This window comes from Streptomyces sp. PTY087I2 (genome assembly GCF_001687325.1).
GTDB lineage: Bacteria > Actinomycetota > Actinomycetes > Streptomycetales > Streptomycetaceae > Streptomyces.
Genome location: NZ_LZRD01000023.1, coordinates 29,863 through 50,554, shown reverse-complemented (window position 1 = coordinate 50,554; position 20,692 = coordinate 29,863). Strand labels below are relative to the sequence as shown.

At 73.8% G+C, this 20,692-nt stretch carries 18 protein-coding genes; 8 read left to right on the top strand and 10 right to left on the bottom strand.

Annotation, left to right across the window (positions count from 1 at the left end; all coding sequences use genetic code 11):
• Positions 1-86: 86 nt before the first annotated feature.
• The 3 genes from A3Q37_RS24805 (at position 87) to A3Q37_RS24795 (ending at position 2,577) form a co-directional block, all read left to right on the top strand.
• Positions 87-836: a LamB/YcsF family protein gene (locus A3Q37_RS24805; protein WP_065487988.1), complete on the top strand. Its 750-nt coding sequence runs from the start codon at positions 87-89 to the stop codon at positions 834-836.
• Entirely contained in the window at positions 833-1,606 is a 774-nt protein-coding gene (locus A3Q37_RS24800; protein WP_255311933.1) for an allophanate hydrolase subunit 1, read from the top strand. Before A3Q37_RS24805 ends, A3Q37_RS24800 begins: the two co-directional genes overlap by 4 nt.
• An 86-nt stretch (positions 1,607-1,692) precedes the next feature.
• On the top strand, positions 1,693-2,577 hold the full coding sequence (locus A3Q37_RS24795; RefSeq protein ID WP_065487986.1) for a biotin-dependent carboxyltransferase family protein: 885 nt from the start codon (positions 1,693-1,695) through the stop codon (positions 2,575-2,577).
• A 36-nt stretch (positions 2,578-2,613) separates the two neighbouring features.
• On the opposite strand, the gene A3Q37_RS24790 is transcribed toward A3Q37_RS24795, so the two are convergent.
• Complete coding sequence (locus A3Q37_RS24790) at positions 2,614-4,926, bottom strand: cation-translocating P-type ATPase (RefSeq protein ID WP_176711505.1); 2,313 nt, start codon at positions 4,924-4,926, stop codon at positions 2,614-2,616.
• Between the two features lie 265 nt (positions 4,927-5,191).
• On the opposite strand from A3Q37_RS24790, the gene A3Q37_RS24785 reads away from it, so the two are divergent.
• A complete protein-coding gene (locus A3Q37_RS24785) occupies positions 5,192-5,881 on the top strand; it encodes a copper homeostasis protein CutC (protein ID WP_065487849.1) in 690 nt (229 codons plus the stop codon).
• A 59-nt stretch (positions 5,882-5,940) separates the two neighbouring features.
• Here the strand turns inward: A3Q37_RS24785 and A3Q37_RS24780 are convergent, their stop codons facing one another.
• A complete protein-coding gene (locus A3Q37_RS24780; RefSeq protein ID WP_065487848.1) occupies positions 5,941-8,073 on the bottom strand; it encodes a UvrD-helicase domain-containing protein in 2,133 nt (710 codons plus the stop codon).
• A gap of 403 nt (positions 8,074-8,476) precedes the next feature.
• On the opposite strand from A3Q37_RS24780, the gene A3Q37_RS24775 reads away from it, so the two are divergent.
• The gene (locus tag A3Q37_RS24775; RefSeq protein WP_065487847.1) at positions 8,477-8,665 is read left to right on the top strand and encodes a hypothetical protein; all 189 of its coding nucleotides are present in this window, start codon (positions 8,477-8,479) and stop codon (positions 8,663-8,665) included.
• Positions 8,666-8,690: 25 nt separating this feature from the next.
• Here A3Q37_RS24775 and A3Q37_RS24770 read toward each other — a convergent pair whose 3' ends face one another.
• Positions 8,691-10,334: a DNA repair helicase XPB gene (locus tag A3Q37_RS24770; protein ID WP_065487846.1), complete on the bottom strand. Its 1,644-nt coding sequence runs from the start codon at positions 10,332-10,334 to the stop codon at positions 8,691-8,693.
• Between the two features lie 169 nt (positions 10,335-10,503).
• Positions 10,504-10,674, bottom strand: a complete 171-nt coding sequence (locus A3Q37_RS37995) for a hypothetical protein (protein ID WP_255311932.1) — start codon at positions 10,672-10,674, stop codon at positions 10,504-10,506.
• Between the two features lie 48 nt (positions 10,675-10,722).
• Here A3Q37_RS37995 and A3Q37_RS37990 point away from each other — a divergent pair, with 48 nt between their 5' ends.
• On the top strand, positions 10,723-11,103 hold the full coding sequence (locus A3Q37_RS37990; protein ID WP_255311931.1) for a hypothetical protein: 381 nt from the start codon (positions 10,723-10,725) through the stop codon (positions 11,101-11,103).
• 43 nt (positions 11,104-11,146) lie between these two features.
• On the opposite strand, the gene A3Q37_RS24760 is transcribed toward A3Q37_RS37990, so the two are convergent.
• Positions 11,147-11,923 (bottom strand): YqjF family protein, encoded by a 777-nt coding sequence (locus tag A3Q37_RS24760; RefSeq protein ID WP_065487845.1) that lies wholly within the window; start codon positions 11,921-11,923, stop codon positions 11,147-11,149.
• 49 nt (positions 11,924-11,972) lie between these two features.
• Complete coding sequence (locus tag A3Q37_RS24755; protein WP_065487844.1) at positions 11,973-14,429, bottom strand: helicase C-terminal domain-containing protein; 2,457 nt, start codon at positions 14,427-14,429, stop codon at positions 11,973-11,975.
• Between the two features lie 55 nt (positions 14,430-14,484).
• On the opposite strand from A3Q37_RS24755, the gene A3Q37_RS24750 reads away from it, so the two are divergent.
• Positions 14,485-15,723: a hypothetical protein gene (locus A3Q37_RS24750; RefSeq protein ID WP_079137971.1), complete on the top strand. Its 1,239-nt coding sequence runs from the start codon at positions 14,485-14,487 to the stop codon at positions 15,721-15,723.
• A gap of 34 nt (positions 15,724-15,757) precedes the next feature.
• Here A3Q37_RS24750 and A3Q37_RS24745 read toward each other — a convergent pair whose 3' ends face one another.
• From A3Q37_RS24745 to A3Q37_RS24730, 4 genes are read right to left on the bottom strand one after another with little or no spacing between them, the layout of a single operon-like run.
• A complete protein-coding gene (locus A3Q37_RS24745; protein ID WP_065487843.1) occupies positions 15,758-16,735 on the bottom strand; it encodes an ABC transporter substrate-binding protein in 978 nt (325 codons plus the stop codon).
• 4 nt (positions 16,736-16,739) lie between these two features.
• Complete coding sequence (locus A3Q37_RS24740; RefSeq protein ID WP_065487842.1) at positions 16,740-17,624, bottom strand: ABC transporter ATP-binding protein; 885 nt, start codon at positions 17,622-17,624, stop codon at positions 16,740-16,742.
• Positions 17,625-17,668: 44 nt separating this feature from the next.
• Positions 17,669-18,742 carry an iron chelate uptake ABC transporter family permease subunit gene (locus tag A3Q37_RS24735; RefSeq protein ID WP_065487983.1) on the bottom strand — a complete coding sequence of 358 codons (1,074 nt, stop codon included), beginning with the start codon at positions 18,740-18,742 and terminating at the stop codon, positions 17,669-17,671.
• Between the two features lie 35 nt (positions 18,743-18,777).
• Positions 18,778-19,836: an iron ABC transporter permease gene (locus A3Q37_RS24730; RefSeq protein WP_065487841.1), complete on the bottom strand. Its 1,059-nt coding sequence runs from the start codon at positions 19,834-19,836 to the stop codon at positions 18,778-18,780.
• A gap of 191 nt (positions 19,837-20,027) precedes the next feature.
• On the opposite strand from A3Q37_RS24730, the gene A3Q37_RS24725 reads away from it, so the two are divergent.
• On the top strand, positions 20,028-20,687 hold the full coding sequence (locus tag A3Q37_RS24725; protein ID WP_065487840.1) for an HAD family hydrolase: 660 nt from the start codon (positions 20,028-20,030) through the stop codon (positions 20,685-20,687).
• The last annotated feature ends 5 nt before the right edge of the window (positions 20,688-20,692 follow it).

The following is a 20,692-nucleotide window of genomic DNA, read 5'->3' as shown; positions in this document are numbered from 1 at the left end:
GGGGTTTCGAGGGGTTCGAGGGGTTCCGCTCTCCGGACCGGCCCTTGTCGCCCCGGCCTGGTCAGCCCTACCGTGCGCCCGTGATGATGGATCTCAACGCCGACCTGGGCGAGGGCTTCGGCAACTGGACCCTGACCGACGACGACGCGCTCCTCGCCTGTGTCACGAGCGCCAACGTGGCCTGCGGCTTCCACGCGGGCGACGCGTCCGTGATGCGGCGGGTCTGCGACGCCGCGGCGGCCGGCGGGATACGGATCGGGGCGCAGGTCTCCTACCGGGACCTGGCCGGGTTCGGGCGGCGGTCGATGGACGTGCCGCCCGCGGAGCTGACCGCCGAGATCGCTTACCAGATAGGCGCGTTGAGGGTCTTCGCGGAGGCCGCCGGGTCCACCGTCGCGTACGTCAAACCGCATGGCGCGCTCTACAACCGGGCCGTCTGGGACGACGACCAGGCCGCCGCGGTGGTCGCGGGCGTCCGGCTGGCGGGCGGCGACCTGGCCGTGCTCGGGCTGCCCGGATCCCGGCTGCTGGCCCACGCGGCCGAGGCGGGACTGCCCGCGGTGGAGGAGGCTTTCGCCGACCGCGCGTACACCCCGCAGGGCACGCTGGTGCCGCGCGGTGAGCCGGGCGCGGTGGTGCACGACCCGGACGACGTCGTACGCCGGAGCGTCGGGATGGCCGTCGAACGGGCGGTGACGGGGTCGGACGGCAGCCGAATCCCGCTCTCGGCACGCTCGCTGTGCGTCCACGGGGACACCCCGGGCGCGGCGGCACTGGCGCACCGGGTGCGAACGGCCCTGGAGGAAGCGGGCGTCGCGGTACGGGCGTTCGCGTGACCGGCCCCGGTGGTACGGGCAGCGGCACAGGAAGCACCGGAGCCCCCGGCGCGCCCCGCATCCTCCCCGCCGGGCCGCACGCCCTGCTCGTCGAGCTGGCCGACGGCGAGCACACCGAGGCCTTTCATGCCGAGCTGCTTCGGCGGCGCGAGCGTGGTGAACTTCCCGCCGTCCGCGACATCGTCCCCGCCGCCCGCACCGTTCTGCTCGACGGGATCGCGGAGCGCACGCCCGGGGCCCGGGACCGGCTCGCCCGGGAGCTTGTCTCGTGGCGGGTGGAGCCGTTGCGTAGCGCGGGGCGCGAGCCGGTGGAGGTTCCCGTCGTCTACGACGGTCCCGATCTCGGCGAGGTCGCCGCGCTCTGGGGCGTCGGGGCCGACGACGTGGCCGGTCTGCACTCCCGTACCGCGTTCCGGGTGGCGTTCTGCGGGTTCGCCCCCGGGTTCGGCTATCTCACCGGGCTGCCCGAGCGGTTGCACGTGCCTCGGCGCGCCACCCCGCGCACCCGGGTCCCGGCCGGGGCGGTGGCCCTCGCCGGGCCCTATACGGGGGTGTACCCGCGCCCCTCGCCCGGCGGCTGGCAGATCATCGGGCGGATGCCGGATCCGGGGGCCCTGTGGGATCCGGGCCGGGAACCGGCGGCGCTGCTGGTGCCGGGGACGCCCGTCAGGTTCGTACCGGTGGAGGCGGGGAACGCTCGCGCGCTGCCCGCTCCCCGCGCGGGCGACGTCCGGGCGGACACCCGGGCTGACAGCCGGTCGGACACATGACGACCGCCGACGGGCGCCACCCGCACGCTGCACGTCCCGCCGACGGGCGCGACCTGCACGCTGCACGTCCCGCCGACGGGCGCCACGTGCACGCTGCACGTCCCGCCGACGGGCGCCACCTCCGCGTCGTACGTCCCGGAGCCCTGACCACCGTGCAGGACGCCGGCCGCCCCGGCTGGGCGCACCTCGGGGTCGGGCGGGCCGGGGCGCTCGACGCGCCCGCCGCCCGGCTGGCCAACCGGCTGCTCGGCAATCCGCCGGACGCCGCCGTCCTGGAGACCACCCTCACCGGGTGCGCGGTCCGCCCGGACCGGACCGTCACGGCCGTCGTCGGCGGGGCGGGCTGCCGCGTCACGGTCGACGGGCGGCCGGTGGCGTGGGGCGCCCCGGTCCGGGTGCCCGCGGGCGCGGTGCTCGACGCGGGTCCCGCCCGGACCGGACTCCGGAGCTACCTGGCGTTCGCGGGCGGGCTCGTGCCGGACCCGGTGCTCGGCAGCCGTTCGGCGGACCTCCTCTCGGGGCTCGGGCCCGCCCCGCTGAGCGAGGGCGACGAACTCCCGCTGGGCGAACCGGCGTCGGGCGGCCCGCCGCCGTCCGCCGGTCCCGTTCCCTGGCCGGGCGCCCCCGCCGAACTGGTGCTCCCGGTCCACCCCGGCCCCCGCCACGACTGGTTCACCGAAGCCGCGCTCCGTACGCTCCTCACCGCCCTCTACCAGGTCTCGCCGCACAGCAACCGCATCGGCCTGCGCACGGAGGGCCCGCCGCTGGAGCGGTCCCGTAACGAGGAACTGCCCAGCGAGGGACTGGTGTTGGGCGCGATCCAGGTGCCGCCCGACGGCCGGCCCGTCATCTTCCTCAACGACCATCCGACGACCGGCGGTTACCCGGTCGTCGGCGTCGTCCCCGAACGGGCCCTCGCCGCGGCGGCGCAGGCGGTGCCGGGGACCCGGCTGCGGTTCGTACGCGCCTGAGCCGGCCGCGTACACGTACACGCACGGCCCCGTACCTCACGCCCCCTTGAACGTGCGCAGCCGCAGCGAGTTGCCGACCACGAACACCGACGAGAAGGCCATCGCCGCCCCGGCGATCATCGGGTTGAGCAGCCCGGCGGCGGCCAGCGGGAGGGCGGCGACGTTGTAGGCGAAGGCCCAGAAGAGGTTGGTGCGGATGGTGGAGAGGGTGCGGCGGGAGAGGCGGATCGCGTCGGCGGCGGTGTTGAGGTCGCCCCGGACCAGGGTCAGGTCCCCGGCCTCGATGGCGGCGTCGGTGCCGGTGCCCATCGCGAGCCCCAGATCGGCCTGGGCGAGGGCGGCGGCGTCGTTGACCCCGTCCCCGACCATCGCGACCGAACGGCCCTCCGCCTGAAGGCGCTTGACCACATCGACCTTGTCCTGCGGCATGACCTCCGCGTACACCTCGTCGATGCCGACCTCCGCCGCGACCGACTCCGCCACGGCCCGGTTGTCGCCGGTGAGGAGGATCGGGGTCAGGCCGAGGGCGCGGAGCCTGCGGACGGCCTCGGCACTCGTGTCCTTCACCGCGTCGGCGACCTCCAGCACCGCCCGCGCCTCGCCGTCCCAGGCGACGGTGATCGCCGTGCGCCCGGCGGCCTCCGCGGCCTGCTTCGCCTCGGCGAGAGGCGCGGGAAGGCGGATCTCCCACTCGGCCAGGAGCTGTTCGCGCCCGACGAGGACCGCGTGACCCTCGACGATGCCCTGGACGCCGAGGCCGGGGACGTTGGCGAAGTCCTCGGGGGTGGGGAGGGGGCCGGTGGCCTCGGTCGCGGCGGACGCCACCGCCTGCGCGATGGGATGCTCGGAGGCGTTCTCCAACGCACCCGCCAGCCGCAGCACTTCGGCCTCGTCGGTTCCGTCGGCGGTGTGGGTGGTCTGAAGGGTCATGCGGCCGGTGGTGACGGTGCCGGTCTTGTCCAGGACGATGGTGTCGGCGCGGCGGGTGGTCTCCAGCACCTCAGGACCCTTGATGAGGATGCCGAGTTGGGCGCCGCGTCCGGTGCCGACCATGAGGGCGGTGGGGGTGGCGAGGCCGAGGGCGCAGGGGCAGGCGATGATCAGAACCGCGACGGCCGCGGTGAAGGCGGCGGTCAGTCCGGCGCCGTTGCCGAGCCAGTAGCCCAGGGTGCCCAGGGCGAGTGCGATGACGATCGGGACGAAGACGGCGGAGATACGATCGGCGAGGCGCTGGGCGGAGGCTTTGCCGTTCTGGGCGTCCTCGACGAGTTTGGCCATGCGGGCGAGTTGGGTGTCGTTGCCGACGCGGGTGGCTTCGACGACGAGGCGTCCTCCGGCGTTGAGGGTGGCGCCGGTGACGGAGTCGCCGACCGATACCTCCACGGGCACGGACTCACCGGTGAGCATCGAGGCGTCCACGGCGGACGAGCCCTCGATCACGGTTCCGTCCGTCGCGATCTTCTCCCCGGGACGGACCAGGAAGCGGTCCCCGACCTGCAACGCGGCGGTCGGGATCGTCGTCTCCACGCCGTCGCGCAGGACCGTGACCTCCTTCGCGCCCAGCTCCATCAGAGCCTTCAGCGCCGCCCCGGCCTTCCGCTTCGAACGCGCCTCGAAGTAGCGCCCGGCGAGAATGAACGCCGTCACCCCGGCCGCGGCCTCCAAGTAGATGTTCCCGGCGCCGTCGCTGCGGGCGATCGTGAGCTCGAACGGGTGCGTCATCCCGACCATGCCCGCCGTACCGAAGAACAGCGCCCACACCGACCACAGGAACGCGGCCGACGTACCGACGGAGATCAGCGTGTCCATCGTCGCCGCGCCGTGCTTGGCGTTCGTCCACGCGGCCCGGTGGAACGGCCAGGCGGCGTAGGTGACGACCGGCGCGGCCAGCGTCAGGGAGAGCCACTGCCAGTAGTCGAACTGGAGCGCCGGGACCATCGCCATCGCGATCACCGGTACGGCGAGGAGCACGGCGGTGATCAGCCGCTGGCGCAGGGTGGTGAGCCCGTCGTCCTCGGCCGCGCCCTGTTCCGTACCGCTGCTCCCCGGTGGCGGGGCGGCGGTGTCGGCGGCGGGCGGTGCGGGCGGCCGGGCGGTGTAACCGGTGGCCTCGACGGTCGCGATCAGATCCTCGACGGACACGTCGCCGCCCGCGTAGGTGACCTTCGCCTTCTCGGTGGCGTAGTTCACGGTGGCCTCGACGCCGTCCATCCGGTTGAGCTTCTTCTCGATACGGGCCGCGCACGAGGCGCAGGTCATCCCGCCGATCGCGAGCTCGACCGCGGCGGTTCCGGCGTCGGAGCCGGAGCTGGCGGCGGTGGTTGCGGTGGTGGCGGAGTGCGCGGACACGGGGGCCTCCTTGAAGCCGTTCTAGATACCCCTAGGGGGTATCCATTCCTCTCCCCATGTATACCCCCCACCCCCATGAAGTGCAAGGTGTGACGGGAGGGGTGCGTCACCCGTCTGCGGGGCCGGTTCGCGTACCGCCGGGTCCGTGCGTTCAGATAGAGGGCTGCGCGGCCCGTCGGCCGCCCCGTAGGCTGGTCATTGGACTAGACCTATAGCTGTGTAGGTCCGTGCAGGCCTGTAGCTGTGTATCGGAGGAATGGGACCCATGAGCAACCGTGCAGTCCTGGAGGTGATCGCTCTCGACGCGGAGGACGCGGTCGCTGCCCAGGCCGGTGGTGCAGACCGCCTCGAACTGGTCACCGACATGGCCGCCGACGGTCTCACCCCGTCCCGGGAGACCTTCGCGGCGATCAGGTCCGCCGTGGACATCCCGCTGCGCGTGATGCTCAGGACGGCGGACGGCTTCGCGGCCGGTGACATCGACGTCCTGGTCGCCCGGGCCCGTGAGCTGCGGGAGGCCGGGGCCGACGAGTTCGTGTTCGGCTTCCTCGACACGGACGGCCACGCGGACCTCGTCGCCGTCGAGCGGCTCGTCGCCGAGCTGGACGGCTGCCGGTGGACGTTCCACCGGGCGATCGACCGGTGCGCCGACCGCGACACCCTGCGCAAGCAGCTCGCGGACCTGCCGGGCCTCGACACGTTCCTCACGGCGGGCTCCCCGGACGGGGTGGACGCCGGCATCCCGACCCTCCTGGCCGAGGCGGCCCGGAGCGGCGAGCCGGGATACCGGGCGCAGGTCCTGGTCGGCGGCGGCCTCCACCTGCACCACCTGCCCCGGCTGCTGGCGGCGGGGATCGACGCGTTCCATATCGGCGGCGCGGCACGGCCGGAGGGCTGGTCGGCGCCGGTGGACGCGGCGGCGGTACGGGAGTGGCGCGAGGTGCTGGACGCCTGAGGCCCACGCGGGGGAGGGGGCGACTGGAAACAATTGTTTCCAGTCGCCCCCTCCCGCTCCTACGCCTGAACCAACACCCCCGGCAACGGCCCCGCGTGCAGCACGGTCAGCCCCGACACCGCACGGGTCAGCGCCACGTACAGCCGCCGCAGCCCGGTCCGCTCGTCCGGCTCGCCGTCCACCACGGCCGCGGGCTCGTCCAGCACCACGTAGTCGTACTCCAGGCCCTTCGCCAGCGACGCGGGCACCAGCGTCAGCCGGGACGCGGCGGTGGTCTCCTCACCGGGCGAGAGATACGCATGGCCCGCCGCCTCCAGGGCCGCACCCAGCACCGGGATACGGGCGTCGGCGGCGATGAGCCCGATCGACCCCTCGTGGCGCAGCGACTCCTCGCAGGCAGCGACGACGGCCGCGTCCAGCTCCTCCGCCGACGCCACCTCCCGTACGGCCAAGGAACCCGGCGACTCCCGCACCGACTCCACCGCCGCGAGCCCCGGCGAGATCGCGGGCAGCAGCCGGGAGGCGTACGCGATGACCTCGCGCGGCACGCGGAAACCGGCCGTCAGCTCCTCCACCACCGCGTCAGCCTTGCCCAGGTGGAACAGCGCCTCGCCCCAGCTCTCCGTGGACCACGGCGTCGTCCCCTGTGCGAGGTCGCCGAGGACGGTGGCCGAACCGGTCGAGCAGCGCCGCCCCACCGCCCGGTACTGCATGGGGGACAGGTCCTGCGCCTCGTCGAGCACGACATGGCCGAGCGAGTGCGTACGGGCGACGAGGTCACCGGCCTCGTCGATCAGCACGGCGTCGGCCGCCGACCACTTCGCGGACTTCACACTGCGGGCGGGCTTCGCCCACAGGAGCCGCTTCTGCTCCTCCTCGCTCAGCAGCCCTCCCGCGTGTGCGGCCAGGAACTCCGCGTCGGACAGCAGCCGCAGCACGACCTTCGCCGGGTCCACGGCGGGCCAGACCGCCTTGACGGCCGCCTTCACGGCGGGGTTCCGGGCCACGGCGTTCTGCACCCGGTCGTCGGGGGCCTCCCCGGCCTCCTCCATCCGTACGAGGACGGCGTGGGCGATCCGCTGCGGCAGCGCCTCGTGCGCGGCCCCGTACCGCATGTCACGGGCCAGCAGCTCGTCGACCATCTCCTGGATCTCGTACGCGGGCACGCGCCAGCGCCGGGAGCCGCGCACCACGACGACGGGCTCGGTGGGGGCGGTGACGTGCGAACGGATGGCCCGCCGCAGCACCTCGGCCATGCGGGCGTCGCCCTTGACGACGGCGGTGGCCGCCTCGTCCTCGCCCCTGACCTCGACGCCGGTGCGCACCAGGTCGTCGACGGTGGCCTGCTTCACCTCCAGCTCGCCGAGGGCGGGCAGGACCTGCTCGATGTAGTGGAGGAAGGAACGGTTCGGCCCGATGACGAGGGTGCCGGTACGGGCGAGCCGCTCGCGGTGCGCGTACAGCAAATACGCCACCCGGTGCAGGCCGACGGCGGTCTTCCCGGTGCCGGGCCCGCCCTGCACACAGACAGTGCCGCCGAGGCCGCTGCGGACGATCTCGTCCTGCTCGGGCTGGATGGTGGCGACGATGTCGCGCATCGGGCCGACGCGGGGCCGCTCGATCTCCGCCTGGAGGAGCCGGCTGGTGTGCTCGGCCTCCGCCGGGTCGGTGAGGTGCTCGTCCTCGTACGCGGTCAGCTCGCCGCCGGTGTAGCCGAAGCGGCGGCGCAGCCCCACGTCCTGGGGGTTCGTGCGGGACGCCTGGTAGTACGGCTGGGAGACGGGCGCGCGCCAGTCGATGACCATGGGGTCCCCGGCGGCGTCGTGGACGTGCCGGCGGCCGATGTAGAACCGCTCGCCGTCCGCGCCCTCGGCCAGTTCGCCGCCGACGGCGTGCAGATAGTCGAGGCGGCCGAAGAAGAGGGGGGTGTGCGAGAGATCGGCGAGCGCCTTGATGCGGTCGTCGATCTGGGACTGGAGCACCGCGGCGTTGACCCAGTTCGCGGTGACATCGCGGATGTCGAGGGCCTGGACGTCCTCGCGCATCCCGCGCAGGGCGGCGCGGGACGCGGCGAGATGGGCACGCTCGTGCGCCAGGGGGTCAGTGGTGCCTGTGGTGCCCGTGGGATCAGGGGTGCCCGTGGTGCCAGTGGGATCGGGGGTGGAATCGCTCTCTGCTACGTGCGCGGGCACGGTGTTGCCTCCGGCTCTTCAACGCAGGACGGCGGACCGCGCGCCGATACCGGCTGAGGCCGGGCGGGGGCGGTCCGCTGGGAAGGTTGGTTCGCGTGGGTGCCGGCCGGTTTCCGTCCGGCCGACGGCGCTCCCCCGGCTGCCGGCAGCGAAAGGCCGGTACCACGGTGCGGGAGGCGGGCAGACCGGCGATTGTAGCCACAGGGCGGCGTACGGTCGAAACGAATTACGGGGCTCCGCCGCGCGGCGGACCGTACGCGGGCTCCACCTGAGGGGGCGGGTCCAAGGGGTACCCGTAGGGGATGCCGGGCCCCGGCATGGCACCGCAGACCTACGCGCCCGCGCACCGGCTTCCGTCTGCGGGTCGACGCGCCCGAACGGGTGACGGGAGCACCATGGATACATGAGCACAGCCACCCTGAACCCCCGCACGACCGGCCCCGCGCACGGCGCGACCGCGGCGACCGGTGACCACCGACCCCACCGCGTCGGCGACGCGCTGCGCGCCGTGAAGGTGTTCGTGACCACGGCGTTCGGCGTCGCCGTCCTGGGGGAGTACGCGGAAGAGGCGGGTGTACGGCGGGACCGCTGAGGCCCCGCCGTACCCGTCCCGTTTCTCAGCTCTCCGCGAGCAGCTCGTCCGCGTCGACGATGCGGTACGCGTAGCCCTGCTCGGCCAGGAACCGCTGGCGGTGCGCCGCGAAGTCCTGGTCGATGGTGTCGCGGGCGACGACCGAGTAGAACCGGGCCTCGTGCCCGTCGGCCTTCGGCCGCAGGACGCGGCCGAGACGCTGGGCCTCCTCCTGGCGGGACCCGAAGGTGCCGGAGACCTGGATGGCGACGGTGGCCTCGGGCAGGTCGATGGAGAAGTTGGCGACCTTGGAGACGACCAGGACGCTGATCTCGCCGTTCCGGAACGCGTCGAAGAGCTTCTCGCGCTGGGTGTTGCTGGTCTCGCCCTTGATGACCGGCGCGTCGAGGTGTTCCCCCAGCTCATCGAGCTGGTCGATGTACTGCCCGATGACGAGGGTCTGCTCGCCCCGGTGCTTGCGCACCAGCGCCTCGGTCACCTTCCGCTTGGTGGCGGTGGTGGCGCAGAACCGGTACTTCTCCTCCGTCTCGGCGGTCGCGTAGGCGAGCCGCTCGGAGTCGGTGAGGTTGACGCGGACCTCGACGCAGTCGGCGGGCGCGATGTAGCCCTGCGCCTCGATCTCCTTCCAGGGCGCGTCGAACCGCTTCGGCCCGATGAGCGAGAAGACGTCGGACTCCCGCCCGTCCTCCCGCACGAGGGTCGCGGTGAGCCCCAGCCGCCGCCGGGCCTGGAGGTCGGCGGTGAACTTGAAGACGGGGGCGGGCAGCAGATGCACCTCGTCGTAGACGACGAGCCCCCAGTCACGGGAGTCGAAGAGCTCCAGGTGCGGGTAGACGCCCTTCCGCCGGGTGGTCAGCACCTGGTAGGTGGCGATGGTGACCGGCCGGATCTCCTTCTTCGTACCGCTGTACTCGCCGATCTCGTCCTCGGTGAGCGAGGTGCGCTTCACCAGCTCGTGCTTCCACTGCCGGGCGGAGACGGTGTTGGTGACGAGGATGAGCGTGGTGGCCTTGGCCTCGGCCATGGCACCGGCGCCGACGAGCGTCTTGCCCGCGCCGCACGGCAGCACCACAACCCCCGACCCGCCGTGCCAGAACCCCTCCACGGCCTGCTTCTGGTACGGCCGCAGGGCCCAGCCGTCCTCGGCCAGCTCGATGGGGTGGGCCTCGCCGTCGACGTAACCGGCGAGGTCCTCGGCGGGCCAGCCGAGCTTGAGCAGCGTCTGCTTGACCTGCCCGCGCTCGGAGGGGTGCACGGCCACGGTGTCGGGGTCGATCCGGGCCCCGACCAGCGGCTGGACCTTCTTGGACCGGAGGATCTCCTCCAGCACGGGCCGGTCGGTGGTGGTGAGCACGAGCCCGTGCACGGGGTGCTTGGACAGGGTGAGCCGCCCGTACCGCGCCATCGTCTCGGCGATGTCGACCAGGAGCGCGTGCGGCACGGGATACCGGGAGTACTCGACGAGCGCGTCGACGACCTGCTCGGCGTCGTGCCCGGCGGCACGGGCGTTCCACAGCCCGAGCGGGGTGACCCGGTACGTGTGGATGTGCTCGGGCGCACGCTCCAGCTCCGCGAACGGCGCGATGGCACGACGGCAGGCCTCGGCCAGGTCGTGGTCGACTTCGAGGAGCAGCGTCTTGTCGCTCTGGACGATGAGGGGTCCGGTCACGCGCTTCGGCCCTTTCTGCGGCGTACGGCCACGGCTGCGGCCAAACGTCCAGTGTGCATCATCGGGGGGCGGGGTGGGATGGGCCAGCGCGGCGGATATGCGCGGTGGGGGCGGATGGGTGGCTGGTACAAAAAGGCGGAGTGCAGGCAGGACGCCGGTACGGGGGAGGTCACGCGTGTCCCAGCCGTACGACGAGCAGCAGCCGATGCCGCAGGGGCAGCAGCCCTTCGGCGCACCACCGCCGATGCCGCCGTGATCCCCGCGGCCCGGCTACGGGCAGCCGCAGCAGCCGGTCGTCGGGAACCCGTACGCGCAGCCGGCGCAGGGCACACAGCCGCACGGGTACGGATACGGCGGCGGGAGCGACGAGGCCAAGTCGCCCACGTCCGTGGGGACTCCAAGCGCGACCGGGTCCGACGGAAGCGCCGGGGAGAGCCCGGAGGCGACGGACCCGACGACGGACCCGGCCGAGGAGCCGTCCGCCTCACCGCCTGCCCGCTCGGACAACCCGTTCGTGCCCCAGCCCACCGGCACCGGACTCCAGGCGGTGTGGAAGAAGGAGTCGGACTCCACGATGCTCGTGCTCGGCGACGAGTACGCCGACGAGCCCACGCGGGTCAACGCGGTCTTCACCGACAGCGACGGGTTCGAGTGCAAGGGCCGGGCCGGCAACCTGCGGCAGAACGGCGACACGCTGACCGTCACATGGAAGAAGGGGGCCACGGGGACGGACACCTTCGAGCGGTTCCAGGACATGGACCCGGGCTGAGCCCCGGGTAGGCGTACGCGAACGAGTCCGGGGCCCCGCTCCTTCAGGCCCCGGGCCCCGGCCGCCGCTGCGGCCCGAAGCGTACGGGGACGCCCGGCGAGTACAGCACGCTCATCGGCTCCCCGGCCGGCGCGGGCAGCCCGCCCGCCGTGACCAGGTCCTCGTCGCACTCCAGCAGCTCCGCCCGGTGGAGCGGCCACCGGGGATGCACGTTGGGCAGATAGGCGGTCCGCCCGAAGAGCGAGGTGTGCAGGGCCCACCGGGCGGTCAGGAAGTGCTCCAGCGGGGTGGGTTCGGCGATCGCGTCACCGGGCCGGAGCACGATCCTGCTCCCCGCCCCACGCGGACCGGGCCACCGCCGCCGACTCGTGTACGTGAGGGTGTCGCCGGACCGCTCGATGCCCATCCGGGACCACACGTACGGCAACCGGACCGCGGCCCGCGCCACGAGAACCGGGATGAGCCGCGAGGCGTCCAGGGACCGGAAGACGACAGCGCGCCGACCGCGTCCGTCCACGGAGTACAGCCGGACGTTGGTCTCGGGAAAGGTCCCCAGGTAGGGAATCCCCGGCAGCCCGAGCACCCCCACCCGATACATCCGGAACGCCACCAGCCCCACGTACGTCGTCGCCCCGTCGAACGTGTCCGGCACCGTCCCCGCCGGCAACAGCGGCGCGACGTCCGCCGGGTCGACCGCCCAGTGCAGGAACGCCAGATCCAGCCAGGACTGCGTGAGCAGCGGAGGCATCGGCGCGCCGGGCGGCCCGGGCGACACGGGCTCGGGGGACACCGGGCCGGAGGCGGGGCGGTCTGTGGACATGCCCGCAGCATCGCAGACGGGCACGCTTGCCGACGAGGTGCGGCCGCCCCTACCCCTCCTCCGCCAGTTCCGCCACCCCCGTGATCCGGTGCAGGGGGTACGTGCGGACCTCGTCGGCCGTGTGGTCGTAGGCCGTGACGAAGCCGCCCTCTACGCGGACCGGGGCGATCACGCGTTGGCTGGCCGCGCCGTCCGCGTTGACGTAGCCGATCCAGACCGTGGAGCCCGTCATCGCGGCCGCCTGGACCGTGGCCAGGGTCTCGGCGGGCGTGGTGCGGGGGAGGGTGCCCGAGGGGGTGGAGCCCGTGGTGCCCTCCGGGGGCTCCTTGCGGGCCACCGTGGCGGCCGTGTCGCCCGCGCGGATGGCTCGGACCGCCGCGCCCAGGAGGGTGTCGTCGGGGGTCGGCGGGCCCTCGGGGACGGGGACGGGAGGCGTGCGGGGCGGGGTGCGGCGGGCGCCGGCCCGGGTGATCAGGACGTCGCCGTCGGCGGATTCGGCGGCCGGGGCGTAGCCCATGTCGCGCAGGGCTTCCAGGAGGGAGCCGGGGTCGGACTGGGCGGCCAGCACCGTGGGGGCCAGGCGGCGCAGGCGCAGGCCCGTGGAGCGGCGGTCGGCCAGGATCTCGTTGAGGACCGCCTCGTCGTCGCAGCGTACGTACGCGGACGCCGCCCCGATCCGCAGGTGCCCGTGGCGGCGGGCCACGTCGTCGATGAGGTAGCTCAGCGGCTGCGGCACCGGCGTACGGCTGTGCGCCGCCAGGAACGCGTGCAGGTCGGCCGCCGCCTGCCCGGCGTCCAGCGCGCGGCGCACCGAACCGGGCGTGAAGCGGTACACCGTCGCCCCGCCCTTCGACTCCACGTCCGCCAGGACCGAGAGGGTCTCCGCCAGCGGGCGTTCCAGCGGGCCCGGGGCCACCGCCGTCAGGTCCGCCTGGAGCAGGACGTGGTCCAGGGGTTCGGGGAGGAGGGGGGACAGAAGGGCCGCCGCCGTCTCCTCGCCCTCGTTCAGGAGTGCGCGGGCCGCCGAGGACAGCGCGCCCCGGCCCGTGATGCCCAGCAGCTCCGCCTCGTTCAGCGTCCAGAGCGCCAGGCGCGAGCGGAGGTCCGTGCCCTCCGTCGCGGGCGCCGCACCGCGCAACGGGCGTTCCCAGCGGAGCCGTCGCAGCAGCGCCTCCGGGTCCGGTGCCGTGCCCGGGGCGAGTTCGGCGAACAGGGCCAGCACCCGGCGGCGTACGTCGGGGGCCGCCGAGCGGTCCAGCTCCGGGCCGAGCGCGGACAGGGCCCGGCCCTTGGCGTCCTGGCCGCCGACCAGGCCCGGGGTCCGGGTGGCGGCGAGCCAGGCGGTGGCCAGATGCGTCCAGCGGTCCTCGGCGGACAGGTCGAGCCACTCGTCGGACGCGGGCGTCGGCGCGTACCGCTCGTCGGTCTCCCCGTCGGAGGCCAGCAGCCCCGCCCCGTAGGCCAGTTCGATCCAGAACGCGGCGATCGGCTCCGTCACGTCCAGCGCCGTCGCGGCGCGCTTCAGCTCCCGTACGCTCAGGCCGCCCGCGCGCAGGATCGTCGGGCCGCCGCCGTCCCAGAGCTTCAGCAGCTCCTCGATCGTGGACAGCGCCATGAACGCCTGGCCCGCCGCCGCCCTGTCCACAGCCTGTGGATCGCGTTCGGCCGCCGCCGCGACGACCGGGGGGACCGGTTCCGGCACGCGGTGCGCGCGCCCGGCACGCAGATGCAGCGCCGCCTCACGCGGCAGGACCACCGTGCGCGTGGACACCGGCAGCAGCAGGCCCCGGTCGCGCAGCCACTTCACGGGAGGCGTGGGGTTCGGCGTCACCTCCCCGTACGGCGGGCCCCACACCAGCCGGTCCAGCACCGACAGCGCCTCCACCGGCGCCGTGTCCAGCAGCTCCGCCATCCGCGTCCGGTCCGTGAACAGGGCGGACAGCGCTGCCACCGCCGAGACCGGGTCGTGCGTCGCGGGCAGGCCCGTCGCCGCCAGGATCTCCTGGAGCCGGCCCGGCGACATGCCCGCCGTCGCCTCCGCGACCGTGGGGCCCAGGCCGGTGGGGGAGGGGTGCTGCGGGGACGGGGCCAGCAGCTCGCGAGCCGTACGCACCAGCCGCAGCCGATCGTCCTCGCCCCAGACCAGGGCCTGTTCCCGCAGCGTCGCCAGCGCGCCCGGCAGCGCCGCAGTGATCGCCGCGCCCACGTCGTCGCGCTGCTCGCCGTCGTCCAGACCGTCGCCGGTGAGCAGCGAGAGCAGCGTGTCGTACGGGGCCGGGTCCGGCGCCACCGCCAGCGCCTCGGCGGTCTGCAACGCGAACCGGTCCAGGTGCTCCAGCGCGCGGACGACCGACGCCCGGGTACCCGCCCGCGTGGCGAGCTGCGTGATGTCGTTCGGCACCGGATTGAGGAGGTCGGGGCGGGCACGCAACAGCCCGGCCAGCGATTCGTCGCCCCGGGCGCGCAGGGCTTCGGCGAGCGTGCGCGGTGGTGTGGTCGTCCCCATCCGTCCCACGGTAGCCGCTGGAACGCTACCGTCGGGGCAGGGCCGGGTAGAGGGGATGCACCGCGTGGGGATCGAGAGCGACCAGCTCGTGTACGACTACCTGAGCCGGGTCGGCGACCTGGCTCAGCAGCAACAGCTCTCGTCGGGCGCCCGGATGCGGCTCGTCTCGACGCTGCGGGGCGAGATCGACCGCCGCCGCACCGCGGAGGGCGCGGACTCCCCGGCGGCCGTGCGGCGCATCATCGGCAGGCTCGGCAGCCCGGACGAACTGGTCGCCGCGGCGGCCCGGTCCGCCGACGGCACGGTCCCGCTGCCGTCCGCCCGGACCGGTACGGGCAGCGGCGAGCCGCAGCGGCGGACCTCCCTTCCCCGGCCCCGGAGCGGGCTGCTGCGCAAGGGGCCGAAGGAAGCCGGTCCGGGCTCGGACGAGGGGCGGGAGGCCACGGCGCCCCCGAAGCCGAAGCCGAAAGCCGGTTTCGGGCGGGGCGCGTCGCGCCGCGATCCCGATGCCGGGGACGCGCCGGAGAACCGTACGGAAGCCGCCGACGCGGCCGCCGTGCCCCGTCCGGGGAACGCCCCCGACGACGCCCCTGACGACGACGTACCGGTCCAGGCCTGGCCCGATCCCTCCGCCCCGCACATGCTCGGCCAGGACCAGCGGGGAGGCGCGGACGACGCGACCGACTGGTGGCGCCTGGAGCCCGGGCCCTTCGACGAGGGGACCTCCATCCCCGGGTTCTTCGGCGGCATCGAGGCCCCGGAGCTGCTCGGCAGGCGACCGAAGCCCGTCGAGACGGACAAGAAGGAGACGGAGGAAGAGGGCGAGAAGGGGGACGCGGAGGGCGCCGACAGTGGCGAAGGCACCGCCGCCCGCCGCCGCGCCCTCCGCCTCGTCAAGCTCCGTCGCCGCAAGGCCGCCCCCGTCGTCGCCGAACCCGAAGCCGCCCCCGGACCCCGCCGCGGCTTCGCGCACCCGCTGCTGCTCCTAGCCGCCGTCCTGCTCATCGCCGGTGTGGTCACCGGTTCCTGGCTGCCGCTGGCGGGCGGCTGGCTCATCGCGTACAGCTCGCGCACCCTCTCCCGTACGGAGGCGAAATGGGCGGCGCTCGGCCTCCCGGGCGTCGTGGCGGCCGGGGCCCTGGTGTGGGTGTGGGGGAGGATGGAGGGGCGCTGGGGCGAGCCGATCCGCGAGGGCGCGATGCGGGACGTCCTGCTGGAGACCTGGCCCGTCGTCGTCCGCGTCGCCGCCGTCGCCTCCGCGCTCTACCTGGTGTGGCGGGCGCGCCGGTCCTGAAGGATCCCGGTCCGCGCGCCGCCACCGCGCCTTCCTACGTGGTCAGGCTCTTGTGGAGTTCGCCGAGGATCTTGTCGGCCGCCGTGTAGCCGATGCCCTGGATCCACAGCTGGTCGTCGACCGCGAAGACCTTGCCGTTCTTCACCGCGTCCATGTTCTTCCACAGGCCGCTGCCCGTGGTCTGCGTCTCCTTGGCCTTCTTCGGGTCGCCGTACGTCGAGTGGAAGACCACGTCCGCGTCCGCGAGGTCGATCTTCTCGGGGCTGACGTCGTACGAGAAGCCGTCCTTGGCCTTGTCGGTGATGGCCGGGCGGCCCAGGCCCACGTCGGCCAGGATCGTGGCGATGTAGTTCTTCTTGCCGTAGATGCGGATGTCCGCGCCCTCGACGAAGCGGACCATGTTGACCTCGGTCGCGGCCGCCTTCTCCTTGCCGCCGAGCGCCTTCGTCAGGTCCGCCACGTGGTTCGCGTAGTCGGCGGTGACCATCTTCGCCTCGGCCTCCTTGCCGAGGGCCCGCGCGTGGACCTGGAAGTTCTCCTTCCAGGGGTAGCCGGTGTTCTCCGTCATCACGGTCGGCGCGATCTTGGACAGCTCGTCGTACTTGTCGCCGTGCCGGATCTTGCTGGTGAGGATGAGGTCGGGCTTCAGACCGGCGATGGCCTCCAGGTTCGGGGTCATCATCTGGCCGACGTCCGTGATGCCCGCGACCTGGTCCTTCGGCAGGTAGTTCAGGAAGCCCGACGCCACGTCCGCGTGGGTCGCGCCGACCGGCTTCACGCCGAGGGTGAGGGCCGAGTCCAGTTCGGCGGTGTCCAGGACGACCACCCGCTGGGGGGCCTCCTTGACCTTCACGTCGCCCATCGCCGTCTTCACCGTACGGGTGGAGCCGCCGGAGGAATCGGAGTCGGAACCGGAGCCGTCGGACCCGCCGCAGGCGGCCAGGGTCAGGGCGGCGACCGTGGTCAGGGACACGGCGGCCAGGGCACGGGGGCGGAAGCTGCGCAGGGTCATGGGTTCAGAGGACCTTTCCGGGAGTCGGAGCGGAGGCTGAGACGGAAGGGGAGGCCGAGGTGGTTGCCGGGGTCCAGGGGGCGCCCGGGACGACGAGCGGCGAGCCCGTCACCGGGTCCGGGACGATCACCGCCTCCAGGCCGAAGACCTCGCGGACGAGCTCGGCCGTGACGATGTCCCCGGGGGCGCCCTCCGCCACGATCCGGCCCTCCTTCATCGCGACCAGGCGGTCCGCGTACCGGGCGGCCTGGTTGAGGTCGTGCAGCACGGTGACGACCGTACGGCCCCGGGTGCCGTCCGCGGCAGGAGACGCCAACTGACGTACCAGGTCCAGGACTTCCACCTGGTGCGCGATGTCCAGATAGGTCGTCGGCTCGTCGAGCAGCAGCAGGTCCGTGTCCTGGGCCAGCGCCATCGCGATCCACACCCGCTGGCGCTGACCGCCCGACAGCTCGTCCACCGACCGGTCGGCCAGCGCCGTCACATCCGTACGGGACATGGCGTCGGTCACCGCCCGCTCGTCCTCGTCCGACCACTGCTGCCACCAGCTCTGGTGCGGCTGGCGGCCCCGCGCGACGAGGTCGGAGACGGTGATCGCCTCGGGCGCCACCGGGGTCTGCGGGAGCAGTCCGATGGACCGGGCGATCTGCTTCGTCGGTATCCGCGCCAGCTCCGTACCGTCCAGGAGGACCGCCCCGCCGCGCGGCCGCAGCAGCCGGCCGAGCGCCCGCAGGGTGGTGGACTTGCCGCAGGCGTTCGGGCCGACGATGACGGTGACCTGCCCGTCGGGCACGGTGAGGTCCAGCTCGTGGACCACGGTGCGGTCCTCGTACGCGAGGGTCAGGGAGCGGGCGGCCAGGCGGGAGCCGGGCTGCGCCGCGTCGGTCATCGTCGGGCTCGGATCCGTGCTCGTGTTCGTGCTTCGGCTCGGGCTCATGCGGTGCCTCCACTGCGGCTACGGTGACCGCGGATGATCAGCCAGATCAGGTACGGGGCGCCGACCGCCGCCGTGAGGACGCCCACCGGCAGTTCGGTGGGCGAGAACAGCCTGCGGGCCAGCACATCGCCGAGGACGACGATCACCGCGCCCAGCAGCGCCGAGGACAGCAGGGGGATCTGCGCGGTCCGGGTCATCCGGCGCGCGATCTGCGGGGCGAGCAGCGCCACGAAGTCCACCGGGCCCGCCGTGCCCGTCGCCACGGACGCCAGGACCACGCCGAGGGCGACGAGTCCGAGCCGTACGCGCCCCAGGCGTACGCCCAGGCCGGTCGCGGTGTCGTCGTCCATCGTGACCGTGCGCTGCGCGCGGGCCGCCCAGGCGATGGCGGGCAGCAGGACCAGCAGCGTCCAGCCGATCGGGGCGGCCTCCGACCAGCCCCGCCCGTTCAGCGAACCGGTCATCCAGATCTGCGCCTGCTGGGCGACGAGGTAGTCGCCCTTGGTCAGGAACAGCGTGGTCACCGACCGCAGCGCGACGGCGAACCCGATGCCGATGAGGACGAAGCGGGTGGCGTGCAGGCCGCCGCGCCAGGCGAAGACGTAGACGAGGGCGGCGGCCGCGATGCCGCCGACGACGGAGAGGTAGGGCAGGACGGTGTACGAGGTGATGCCGAAGGTCATCGCGCCGACGGTGAGCGCGCTCGCGCCCTGGCTGATGCCGATGATGTCGGGGCTGGCGAGCGGGTTGCGGGCGACCGTCTGGATCAGCGCCCCGGCGATGCCGAACGCGGCGCCGACCAGCAGCCCGACGACCATGCGCGGCAGCCGCAGCGTGCCCACGACGAGCTCGGCCGAGGACGGCTGCCCGAGGAGCACCTTCACGACCTCGCCGGGCGCGACGAAGCTCTCGCCGACGCAGAGGTAGGCGACGCAGACGGCGGCGAGGAGGACGACCAGGGCCGTCGCCACGACGAATGCCCGCCGGTGCAGCAGGAACCGGCCGCGGGAGCCGGTCCGCACGACGGAGTACCCGGCGGGCCGGACCCGTACGGGCTTCACGGCCTCCACGGCCTTAACGGCCTTCTCAGGCGTACGGGTGGCGCTCACGCGGGCACCGCCTTCCTCCGTACGAGGGCGACCAGGAACGGCACCCCGATCAGCGCCGTCATCACGCCCGCCGGGACCTCGCTCGGCGGGAACACGATCCGGCCGACGACGTCCGACACGAGCAGCATCACGGGCCCGATCAGCGCCGCCATGGGCAGCACCCAGCGGTGATCGTTGCCGACGACCGCGCGGGCGATGTGCGGGACGGCGAGCCCGATGAACGCGATCGGCCCGGCGGCGGCGACCCCGACCCCGGTCAGGACGGTCGCCCCGATCCCGCCGACGATCCGGACCGCCGCGACGTTCTGGCCGAGCCCCTTCGCCACGTCCTCGCCGAGCGCGAGCGCGTCCAGGCCGCGGGCGACGGCGACCACGAGCACCGTGCCGACGAGGAGGAACGGCCACACCTGCTGGACGACGTCCGCCTCCCGGCCCGCGATCGAACCGACCTGCCAGAAGCGGAACTCGTCCAGCGCGGACGCCTTCGTCGTGAGGATCCCCATCGTCACCGAGACCAGCAGCGCGTTGATCGCCGCCCCGCCGAGCGCGAGCTTCACGGGCGTCGCGCCACCGCGGCCCCTCGACGCGATGGCGTACACGGCGACCGAGGCGACGGCCGCGCCCGCGAAGGCGAACCACACATAGCCGGTGAGCGTGTGGACGCCCGCGAAGGCGATGGCCATCACGACGCCCACGGACGCGCCCTGGCTGATGCCGAGGATGCCGGGGTCGGCGATGGGGTTACGGGTGATGCCCTGGAGCACCGTGCCCGCGATGGCCAGCGCCGCACCGACCATCAGCCCGATGAGCGTGCGCGGCACCCGCATGGTGCGGATCACCTCGGCGGCGTCCGAGTGCCCGCCGTGCAGCAGGGCGTCGGCGACCTCGCCCGGCGGGATGGAGCGCGCGCCCACGGCGAGGCTCAGCAGGACGGCCAGCAGCAGGGCGACGACGGCGGCGACGGTCGCGGTCGCGCGTCGGGAGAAGCGGGGCGCGCGGGGTGCGTGGGGCACGCCGGGTGGCGCTGCGGCCCGCACGGGCGCTGACGCTGACATGGGAACCAATCGGGACGGGCGACGCGGAGGGCGAGCGGTGACGCGGGAGGCGAGCGAGCGGTACGGACCGAGCCGAGACGGGCCGGACCGGGCCGGGCCGGGCCGAGCCGGTAAGGCTTGGCTAAGTACGCGCTTCAGTCTAGGCGGCGCGATGTCGCCGTCGACGGCGGCCGGTCGGCAGAATGGCAGGCATGGCTTCCACGATTCAGCACCCCGTCCACCAGCCCGTCCAGCAGCCCCTGACGGTCGGTTTCGACCTCGACATGACGCTCGTCGACTCCCGCCCCGGCATCGCCGCCGCCTACCGGGTCGTGGTCGCGGAGACGGGGGTGCCCATCGACATCGACCTGGTGGTGAGCCGCCTCGGGCCGCCGCTGGAGGCGGAGCTGGCCAATTGGTTCCCGGCAGCCGAGGTGCCCGCCGCCGCCGACCTCTACCGGGCGGCCTACCCCGACCACGCGATAGCCCCGAGCACGGCGCTCGCCGGGGCGCGGGAGTCGGTGGCGGCGGTGCGGGCACTCGGCGGCCGGGCGATCGTCGTGACGGCGAAGAACGAGCCGCACGCGAAGCTGCACCTGTCGTACCTCGGGATCGAGCCGGACACGGTGATCGGCTCGCTGTGGGCGGAGGCCAAGGGCGAGGCCCTGCGCGAGCAGGGCGCGCAGGTGTACGTCGGCGACCACATCGGCGACGTGCGCGGGGCGCGGGTGGCCGGCGCGCTGTCGGTGGCGGTGACGACGGGCCCGTGCGACGCGGCGGAGCTGCGGACGGCGGGCGCGGACGTGGTGCTGGAGGACCTGACGGGCTTCCCGGCCTGGCTGTCCGCCTTCGCGGCGGACCGGGCGGCGTAGGCGGC

What these genes read in the sequence shown, in the direction of transcription:
- A3Q37_RS24805 (WP_065487988.1), top strand. Translation starts at nt 87, where the DNA reads ATGGATCTCAACGCCGACCTGGGCGAGGGCTTCGGCAACTGGACCCTG.
- A3Q37_RS24785 (WP_065487849.1), top strand. Translation starts at nt 5,192, where the DNA reads ATGAGCAACCGTGCAGTCCTGGAGGTGATCGCTCTCGACGCGGAGGAC.
- A3Q37_RS24775 (WP_065487847.1), top strand. Translation starts at nt 8,477, where the DNA reads ATGAGCACAGCCACCCTGAACCCCCGCACGACCGGCCCCGCGCACGGC.
- A3Q37_RS24760 (WP_065487845.1), bottom strand. Translation starts at nt 11,923, where the DNA reads ATGTCCACAGACCGCCCCGCCTCCGGCCCGGTGTCCCCCGAGCCCGTG.
- A3Q37_RS24755 (WP_065487844.1), bottom strand. Translation starts at nt 14,429, where the DNA reads ATGGGGACGACCACACCACCGCGCACGCTCGCCGAAGCCCTGCGCGCC.
- A3Q37_RS24750 (WP_079137971.1), top strand. Translation starts at nt 14,485, where the DNA reads ATGCACCGCGTGGGGATCGAGAGCGACCAGCTCGTGTACGACTACCTG.
- A3Q37_RS24745 (WP_065487843.1), bottom strand. Translation starts at nt 16,735, where the DNA reads ATGACCCTGCGCAGCTTCCGCCCCCGTGCCCTGGCCGCCGTGTCCCTG.
- A3Q37_RS24740 (WP_065487842.1), bottom strand. Translation starts at nt 17,624, where the DNA reads ATGACCGACGCGGCGCAGCCCGGCTCCCGCCTGGCCGCCCGCTCCCTG.
- A3Q37_RS24730 (WP_065487841.1), bottom strand. Translation starts at nt 19,836, where the DNA reads ATGTCAGCGTCAGCGCCCGTGCGGGCCGCAGCGCCACCCGGCGTGCCC.
- A3Q37_RS24725 (WP_065487840.1), top strand. Translation starts at nt 20,028, where the DNA reads ATGGCTTCCACGATTCAGCACCCCGTCCACCAGCCCGTCCAGCAGCCC.